The following is an 8,234-nucleotide window of genomic DNA, read 5'->3' as shown; positions in this document are numbered from 1 at the left end:
TGATGGGCACTCCGCGACGTCCCCAGTCCCTCCGATCCTGCGAGCAATGACGCAACCTCGGACCGGCCGACAGTCGGAGCTACATCCGTCAAGCGAAAGTAACATCCTCAGGTGAGGCAATACGAGCCGTCAAAACGTCTCGGTGATCTTGCTCAGGCGAGGGGGACGATCCGGGTCAAATCCGCAGGCGCGCGCCGTCTGCTCGATCATCCGATAGGCTGGAACGAGCATGGTGATCGGGTCGGTGGCGGGGTCATCCTCGGCCAACCAGGGCAGCGAGCCATGCGGACCGCCGCATAGATGCAGCGCGATCTTTTGCTCGCGCAATTCTTCTGCCAGCGCGTCCACCGTGGCCGCCGTTTCATCCATGAGGCGCATCATGACAACCGGCGTGCGCGATGATAGCGCGGCCCGCGGTCCATGCTGCAGCTCGGCGGCGCTCAGACCAATGGAAGGCAGGCGCAGGATTTCCGAAAGTTTGAGCGCGATCTCCCGCGCCGAGCCTAGGCCGAGGCCCCGCGCCGCCACAAACACGGCTGACGCGTTGGCGAGATCATCGGCAATCCCGGACCAGTCGAGCACCAGCGCGCGGTGCAGGCGCTCGGGCAGCCTGTCGAGGGCTGACCGCAGCGCGTGATCTTCCGCCAGCTCGGCAACAAGTCCGGCGCTAGCGGCCATCGAGCCGATCACGGTCTTGGTCGCGGCTATGGAGTGCTCTCTGCCGGCTTCGATCGGAATGACGAACTCCGCTTCGTCAGCCACCGGCGACGACGTCGCATTGACGATGGCGACGGTGCGGGCGCCCGCTGATCGCGCCGACCTGGTCGCCGCAATAAGATCCGGGCTGCGCCCGGATTGCGAGATCACGATGAACAGCGCATGGCGCAGCATCAAGGGCGTGCGAAATGCCGTGATCACCGAAGGAGCGCTGGCTGAAACGGGAAGGCGAAGCCGCGTCTCGACAAGGTATCTTAAGAAAACCCCGGCATGCCCGGAGCTTCCCCGGCCGCACACGACGCACAGGGGGGCGGAGCCAATCCCAATTCGCTGTGCGATGTCGCGCGTGGCGGCGCGGTTACGAACAATTTTGGCGACAACATCCGCGCTTTCACCGATTTCGCTCGCCATCGCGGATGTTGTCACGGCTCAACCTCTCCGCCTTGCTTGCGCGCCGGCGCTTCCTTGTGATGCCGGTCAACATCCTTGACGAGATCCTTGGCGAGTTCGGCAAACACGCGCCGAAGATTGCCGTCACAGTTTTTCAGAATGGCCTCGGCATCAACCCTGTCGACACCCAACGCCAGAAGGCTTGCCGTCTTGATGTCTCCCTCGGCCTGCTCAAGCGAGCGTGCCGCGTGCGACGGATCACAGTGCGCGATTTGCGCCACCATGGCCTCGGCGCGCCGCTTCAGCTTGGCATTGGTCGGCTGCATGTTCACCATCATGCCGCGATACACCCGGCCAAGGCGCAGCATGATCCCTGAGGAGATCAGGTTGAGCACAACCTTCTGCGCGGTGCCCGCCTTCATCCGCGTAGAGCCGGCGATCAGCTCGCAGCCGGTCTCGATCAAGATCGGAAACTTTGCCGATGCCAGCAGTGCGGTGCCCGGATTGTTGGCGACACCGATTGTCACTGCACCGAAAGAGCCCGCCTGTTGCAGCGCCGCGACCGTGAATGGCGTTGTCCCGCTGGCGGCAACAGCGATCACCACGTCGTGCGGCGTGAGTCGCGCGGCATTGATCTGCGTGACCGCATCATCGACATCGTCCTCCGCGCCCTCGACGCTGGTGACGAACGCGCTGTCTCCGCCGGCGACGATGAAGCGGACACGCTCGTTAGGCCAGGCGAAGGTCGGCATCAGCTCGGCGCCGTCCTGGACCGCCACGCGGCCCGAGGTGCCGGCGCCGACATACACAATGCGTCCGCGATCGCCCAGCGCCGCTTTGGCCGCTTCGGTCGCCGCAGTGATCGCGGGAAGGGCGTGGCCAATCGCCGCGACTGCCGCAAGCTGGCCCTCCCACATCGCTTCCATCGCTGACGTCAGCGACCATGCATCAAGATCGGCAAAGCGGGGATCTACTTCTTCGGTGGCCATATAGTTGATCCGTGCGCCATCAAACGCTGAACTTTGAAGCCTGTTCATGGTCAGTTTCTCTCCCGGGCAGGTCAAGCCGCCCTCGCGCCACCAGCAACGCGCCGGCCGCCGCGTCGGCGTCGGGACACCTCAGGCGGGCGCGCAGGTCAGGCGTCAGCCAGGGCGTAATGGCATCTGCGAGCCCGCCCACCAGCGAGAGCCGGTCAATTCCTCTCGCCAGGAACAGATCGAGCAGATCACCAATGGCATCGGCCGCGCGTTCGACAATGCGACGGCCGACCGGATCGCCCTGATTGGCGTGCCGTATCACGATCGGCGCGAACGCAGCGTAGTCTGTGGCCCTGGCTTCTTCAGACCAAGCCACGGCCTGATAAGGATCATGATCGAATGCACCCAGCACCTCTGAAAGCAATGGGGTCAGCTCGCTGCGGCGATCCGCGGCCCGCAGCGCCAATCGAACAACCTGCAGGCCGATGTCGGCGCCGCTGCCTTCGTCCGACACGGGAAAGCCGTAACCGCCGAGACGGATTTCGGAGCCGTCGATCAGGCCGACACCCACCGAGCCCGTGCCGGCTACCACGATGGCCCCGTCCGCGCCGCTATGGGCACCGAGACAGGCCGCCAGGCCGTCGCTGATGAAGATGACAGACGCAAAGGGATGCGCGATCTCGTTGAGCGCCGCTTCCGCGCCCCGGCGACCAAGACCGGCAAGGCCAATTCCAGCGTGCATCCGCGCGAAATCCTCGCGCGTCAGTCCAGCCTGTGCGCCTGCCGCTTCAGTGGCCTCCATAATGGACCGCCAGGCCTTCTCGAAGCCAATCCGCGTCGTGGCAGGCCCCGAGCTCGCTTCACCGAGTACCCTGCCGTTTTCGTCCTCGATCCGGGCACGGCAGCGGGTTCCGCCGCCGTCAATGCCGAGATACGTGGTACCTTTTGTTCCCATGGAAAGTTAACGCGAGGGTTTCGCTCCGGGTCCTCCCAAAGCCCTAGGTGTACATATAAAGTCTTGTACAGGACTCGCCTCACGAGTCCGTGACTGCCGTTCTCGGATCAATACTGATGGGCCACGTCGGGTCTTCCGTCTCTCTTACGATTGCCGCACAGCACATCTTTGATGGTGCCGAGATGCGCGGGCCGGGGTCGGTCAGGATCTCGCAGGGGCGGATTGAAAGCATCACCTGCGGCGAGGCGGAGGCACGCGCCTCCATCCACCTTCCCGCAGACGCGATCCTTGCACCCGGATTCATCGACATCCAGGTGAACGGAGGCGGGGGCGTTCTTCTCAACGACCAGCCAACGGAGGCTGGCGTTCGACGCATCGTTGAGGCGCACCGCAAGCAGGGGACCACAGGCTGCCTGCCGACCCTCATCACCGATCGCAGCGAGGTCATCGAGCGATTGGCTGCAGTCGCCCAGGCTTGTCTGAAGATTCCCGGCGTGCTCGGCTTTCATCTGGAAGGGCCGGCCCTCAACACGTCTCGCAAGGGCATTCATCCGGAAGCCGAGATACGCGTGCCCGATCGGCGCGATCTAGCTGCGATCAAAAGTTTTGGGGGCCGCGGCCGCTCCATTGTGACCTTGGCCCCGGAATGCGTACCCGCGTCCATGATCGATGAATTGATCGGCGCCGGATTGCGTATCGCGGCCGGCCACAGCAACGCCAGCGCAACCGAAATCGGCCAGGCGGTCGATCGCGGTGTTTCGGGGGTGACCCATCTGTTCAATGCCATGTCGCAGTTGAACGCCCGGGAGCCGGGCCTGGTGGGCGCCGCGCTTTGGGATGACCGGCTGTTTGCGGGGATCATCTGCGACGGCATCCACGTTGACCGCGCTGGTTTGCGCGTTGCCTTCCGCTGCAAGGGACGCGATCGATTGATGCTGGTCACTGACGCCATGCCATTGGCTGATACGAACGACCGGCAATTCATGCTGCAAGGAAGGCAGATCACGTTGCACGAAAATCGCCTGACTGGCCCCGATGGCACACTCGCGGGCGCTCACCTCACCATGATCGAAGCGGTGCGCAACGCCGTTGAGCTCGCCGGAATCTCCCTTGTCGACGCCCTCATCATGGCCTCTCGCACGCCAGCGGCATTTCTGGGCCTGGAGTCCGAGCTTGGACGGATCGCGCCCGGATACCGCGCGGACCTTGTCGCCTTCAATCCGAACTTTGAAGTCGTTGGCACATGGATCAGCGGTGTCGGTTCTATGGACGAGACAGGCGAGGCTTCTCACCGAGGTTAGATGCGCAACCATCCCATCATCGTGCAAAAATATGGCGGTGTCTGTCTCGAAACACCGACGAAAATTCGCGCGGTTGCGCGGAGTCTCGCCGAGCTGCATGGCCGTGGTCATCGTGTCGTGGCGATCGTCTCCGCCATGGGCAAGACCACCGACCAATTGATCCAGATGGCTTATCAGGTAAGCCCTGCTCCCAATCGCCGTGAACTCGACATGCTGCTGACGACCGGTGAGCGCATCAGCATGTCCCTGATGAGCATGGCGCTTTCCGACCTCGGCGTATCAGCGATCAGCTTCACCGGCAGCCAGGCCGGCGTGATGACCGACGACTCGCATTCCTCGGCACGCATTCTGGATGTACGGCCCATTCGCGTGCGTGAGGAACTTGATCGTGGTCGCGTTGTCGTGCTGGCAGGATTTCAGGGCGTGAACCCGGCGACCAGGGAAATCACTACGCTCGGCCGCGGCGGCAGCGACACCACGGCCGTTGCGATGGCCGCGGCGCTGAAAGCCGAACGCTGTGAAATCATCAAAGAGGTTGACGGAATTTGTTCGGCCGATCCGCGCATCGTGTCGGATGCAAAGCCCCTGCGGCGCGTGGACTTCGCATCCCTGTCCGAAATGTGCTTCTGGGGTGCAAAGATCCTGCATTTTCGCAGCGTAGAGCTGGCGCAAAGTCAGGATGTGCCTCTGGTTCTCAAGCAGTGGGGTGGCGTTGAACACAGCACGCAAGTGATGAAAGAGGTTGCAGGCATGGAAAACGGAAAGGTTCTGGCCGTCAACTCGATGGCTCGCATTGAGCATGTGGAAATCGATTCCAAGGATCTCAATCACGGTTTCGAGAAATTCGCGCAGCATCTCAAGCAAAACAGCCTGTCCTGGCCGCAGCTCCTCGCCTCGAGCTTCACCGCGGGAAAGACCAGCATGACCGTGGCTTGTGATTCAGAGTGGCTCGACGCCCTGTTGCGCACGCTGGAGCACGCTGAGGATCTGCGCAAGCAGCGCGAGGCGTCAAGCTCGGTGAGTCTCACCTGCTTCGGCGGCGTTTCGTCGGAATTGCCGTTCAGGGCGTTGCAGGTTCTCGGACATCACGGGATTGTCCCCGACAGTTATGTGTTGTCGCCGCATTCGGTCAGTCTGTTTGTGCCTGTGGAGAACCGGGAAGCCGCGGTCAAGGCCTTGCATTCGCTTATCCAGCACACATAAAGCCGAGCGCGAGCTAAGGGGTGAAGCGGTGGCCTGGGTCCGCCGTTTCCGCATCGAGCGTGACGTGATTTGGCAAGACATCGACGACGTAAATCGGACGACCACCTAAAGCCTGAAGCGGGCGGTGCTGCCGTTTGGCGGCTCGGTCACGAACAGCCGGACGCTCGCAAAACCATTGACATTATAATATGAGCATCGCAGCGACCCGTGTGTACCACGTCCGACATGGGATTGTGACACTGGCTGGCTAGGGTCCGCGACACGCGCTTATGAATTTGGGGGTACGTTTGACGATGAGCAGGCCGGTTGCGAGGAACCGGTGGCGGCGTTTGCGCTGGGTCGTGATCTTCGGTACTGCAGTCGCCTTCATCTCCGGCAGCCTCCGCGCGGCCGATCATCGCTTCGTGTTCGACCTCCCGGCGCAACAACTTGCATCGGCGCTGGAGACGTTCAGCGCCGTGACGGGAGTCGTCGTGCTTTATGACGGAAACTTGGCGCTGGGCCGCACCTCGGTCGAGGTGAAAGGCGAACTGTCCTCTGAGGTGGCACTTCAACGGTTGCTGAGGGGTAGCGGGCTTGTCGCACGATACACGGCTGACGAGGCGATCGTCATTGTGCCAGGCGCTCCGGAACCAGCGATTGCGCGCTCACCCTCTGCTATCGCCAGGGCGGCACTGGCGAACCGCGGCAGGGACGAGCAAAGCTATTTCAGCCTGCTGCAGGCTGGCATCGGCCGCGCCCTGTGCAGCACCGCGCGGACCAGACCGGGCGACTATCGCCTCGCCATGAAATTCTGGATCGGCCCGGCTGGCGAGGTGATGCATCCGGTCCTGCTCAGCTCGACGAGCGACCCGGACCGGGATGCGGCGATCCTTGACGCGGTGGCAGCGGCCTCGATTGGCGAGCCGCCGCCGGCCGGGTTGGCGCAGCCTTTTACATTCGTGATGCTGCCGCGCTCCTCCGGTATCGTTAACTGCGCCGCTGAGGTGAAAGGGCGGAGCCATGGATAAGCTCCGCGATCCCTCCGACGACAGCGGCGACGCGAAAGAACCCGACCCCGACGGTATCGGGGATGGCTCCGCCCTGCGGACCCTGTTCGTCAAACGCTATGCCGATCTCACGCGCCGCCTTGCGCGGCGGCTGGGGTCACAAGAATGGGCCGAAGACGCGCTGCACGATACTTATCTGCGGCTTGCGGGAGGCGAAAGCGTCGGAACGATCCGCAATCCGCTGGCCTATCTCTTCCGCATGGCTATCAACACGGCTCTGGACCAGCGTCGCGCCGAACAGCGGCGCCTCACGAAGGCCGACATCGACGCCGTGATCAATGTCCCCGATGATGCGCCTGGACCCTTGCAAGTGGTCGAGAACCAACGGGAGATAGTCCGGCTGAGCGACATCATCGCCAAGCTTCCGGCGCGGCGGCGGGAGATACTGTTGGCGGCGCGTGTTGACGGAATGACACGCCGCGAGATCGCCGCGCGCTTCGGGATTTCCGTGAGCATGGTCGAACAGGAGCTGCGGGCGGCGCAGGAATATTGCGCCTCGCGCTTCAAACGGAAGCCGCCCAAATGATGCGGGAGAGCAAAATTTGTTGTGCGGCTTTTCCGGTCGAAAAACGTCTTAGGGATGAACGTCAGTAGCCATGGAGATGGTTCGCCACGGGCCGGCATGGGCCCCGGGTGGAGTTATAGATGGTTCGTCCGGATAATGACGATGCGCTGGATCCGCTGGAACGTGAGGCCTATGCCTGGATCAGGCGTCTGACCTCCGGCGAGGCGACGTCCGCGGACGTGGAGGCGCTGAAGCACTGGCGAAGCCGGAGCGTCGCCCACGCGGAAGCCTTTGCGTCCGCGAGCCGGCTGTGGGGCGCAATGGGGCCGGCCGGTGAGCATCTGCGCAAAGGGCAAAGCGCCGGCAATGCCACCCGTCGTCCATCCGTGCTGACGCGGCGCCATATGATCGGCGGTGCGCTCGCGGCTTCCGTCGCCGGTGCCATGGTCGTACGGCCGCCGTTCGGGATGTGGCCCTCCTGGTTAGAACTGCGCGCAGACTATCGCACCCAGGTTGGCGAGCAGCGCCGGATCACGGTGATGGACGGCGTATCGATCCGGATGAACACGCGCACCAGCATTGCCCTCGGCACGAGGGACGGTGGAGCCGGCATCGAACTGGTCGCCGGGGAGGCGTCGATCAGCGTTCCTGCGCCGGTAACACGACCGTTCGTCGTGGAGGCAGGCGGCGGCCGCGCGAGCACGCTCAATGCCAATTTCGAAATCCGCGTTCTCGACACATCGACCTGTGTGACCTGCCTGCGTCAGCAGGTCGACGTCAGCTATGGACAGCGCACGGTGACGCTGCGCGACAAGCAGCAGGTTTCCTACGGCAACGGCGTGTTGGGCGCGGTCGCGGACATCGATCCGGAAGTTGTCTCGGCGTGGACCAACGGCGTGTTGCTGTTCCGCATGACTCCGCTGTCGGACGTGGTGGCCGAGTTGAACCGCTATCGCTCGGGACGCATCGTTCTCCTGAATGCGCAGCTCGGCAGCCGTCCCGTGAACGGCCGCTTCCGCATCGACCGGCCCGACGACGTGTTGACGCAGATCGAGCAGGCGTTCGGCGTTACCCGCAAGACGCTGCCCGGTGGCGTCGTGCTCCTGAGCTGACGCCGGTAACGGACCCCGGCGGAAC

8 protein-coding genes are annotated in these 8,234 nt (G+C 63.4%); 5 read left to right on the top strand and 3 right to left on the bottom strand.

Annotation, left to right across the window (positions count from 1 at the left end):
* Positions 1-129: 129 nt before the first annotated feature.
* Genes AAFX91_RS10460 through AAFX91_RS10450 form a run of 3 tightly spaced genes read right to left on the bottom strand, consistent with a single transcriptional unit; the run spans position 130 to position 3,039 of the window.
* Positions 130-1,128 carry an SIS domain-containing protein gene (locus tag AAFX91_RS10460; RefSeq protein WP_130579735.1) on the bottom strand — a complete coding sequence of 333 codons (999 nt, stop codon included), beginning with the start codon at positions 1,126-1,128 and terminating at the stop codon, positions 130-132.
* A gap of 11 nt (positions 1,129-1,139) precedes the next feature.
* Positions 1,140-2,096, bottom strand: a complete 957-nt coding sequence (locus AAFX91_RS10455) for an N-acetylmuramic acid 6-phosphate etherase (RefSeq protein WP_130579736.1) — start codon at positions 2,094-2,096, stop codon at positions 1,140-1,142.
* Between the two features lie 19 nt (positions 2,097-2,115).
* A complete protein-coding gene (locus tag AAFX91_RS10450) occupies positions 2,116-3,039 on the bottom strand; it encodes a BadF/BadG/BcrA/BcrD ATPase family protein (RefSeq protein ID WP_130579737.1) in 924 nt (307 codons plus the stop codon).
* A gap of 116 nt (positions 3,040-3,155) precedes the next feature.
* Between AAFX91_RS10450 and nagA the strand changes: the two genes are divergently transcribed.
* The 5 genes from nagA to AAFX91_RS10425 all read left to right on the top strand — a co-directional run bounded on the left by nagA (position 3,156) and on the right by AAFX91_RS10425 (position 8,209).
* The gene (gene nagA / locus AAFX91_RS10445; protein ID WP_394566399.1) at positions 3,156-4,340 is read left to right on the top strand and encodes an N-acetylglucosamine-6-phosphate deacetylase; all 1,185 of its coding nucleotides are present in this window, start codon (positions 3,156-3,158) and stop codon (positions 4,338-4,340) included.
* Positions 4,341-5,543: an aspartate kinase gene (locus AAFX91_RS10440; protein ID WP_130579739.1), complete on the top strand. Its 1,203-nt coding sequence runs from the start codon at positions 4,341-4,343 to the stop codon at positions 5,541-5,543.
* A gap of 293 nt (positions 5,544-5,836) precedes the next feature.
* Positions 5,837-6,553 (top strand): STN domain-containing protein, encoded by a 717-nt coding sequence (locus AAFX91_RS10435; protein WP_394566398.1) that lies wholly within the window; start codon positions 5,837-5,839, stop codon positions 6,551-6,553.
* Positions 6,546-7,118, top strand: a complete 573-nt coding sequence (locus AAFX91_RS10430) for an RNA polymerase sigma factor (RefSeq protein ID WP_130579741.1) — start codon at positions 6,546-6,548, stop codon at positions 7,116-7,118. Before AAFX91_RS10435 ends, AAFX91_RS10430 begins: the two co-directional genes overlap by 8 nt.
* A gap of 119 nt (positions 7,119-7,237) precedes the next feature.
* On the top strand, positions 7,238-8,209 hold the full coding sequence (locus AAFX91_RS10425) for a FecR domain-containing protein (RefSeq protein WP_130579742.1): 972 nt from the start codon (positions 7,238-7,240) through the stop codon (positions 8,207-8,209).
* Positions 8,210-8,234: the final 25 nt, after the last annotated feature.

The organism is Bradyrhizobium sp. 31Argb, from assembly GCF_043638955.1.
Lineage (GTDB): Bacteria > Pseudomonadota > Alphaproteobacteria > Rhizobiales > Xanthobacteraceae > Bradyrhizobium.
The sequence above is the reverse complement of the archived record's forward strand: the minus strand, read 5'-3'. Positions and strand labels throughout refer to the sequence as shown.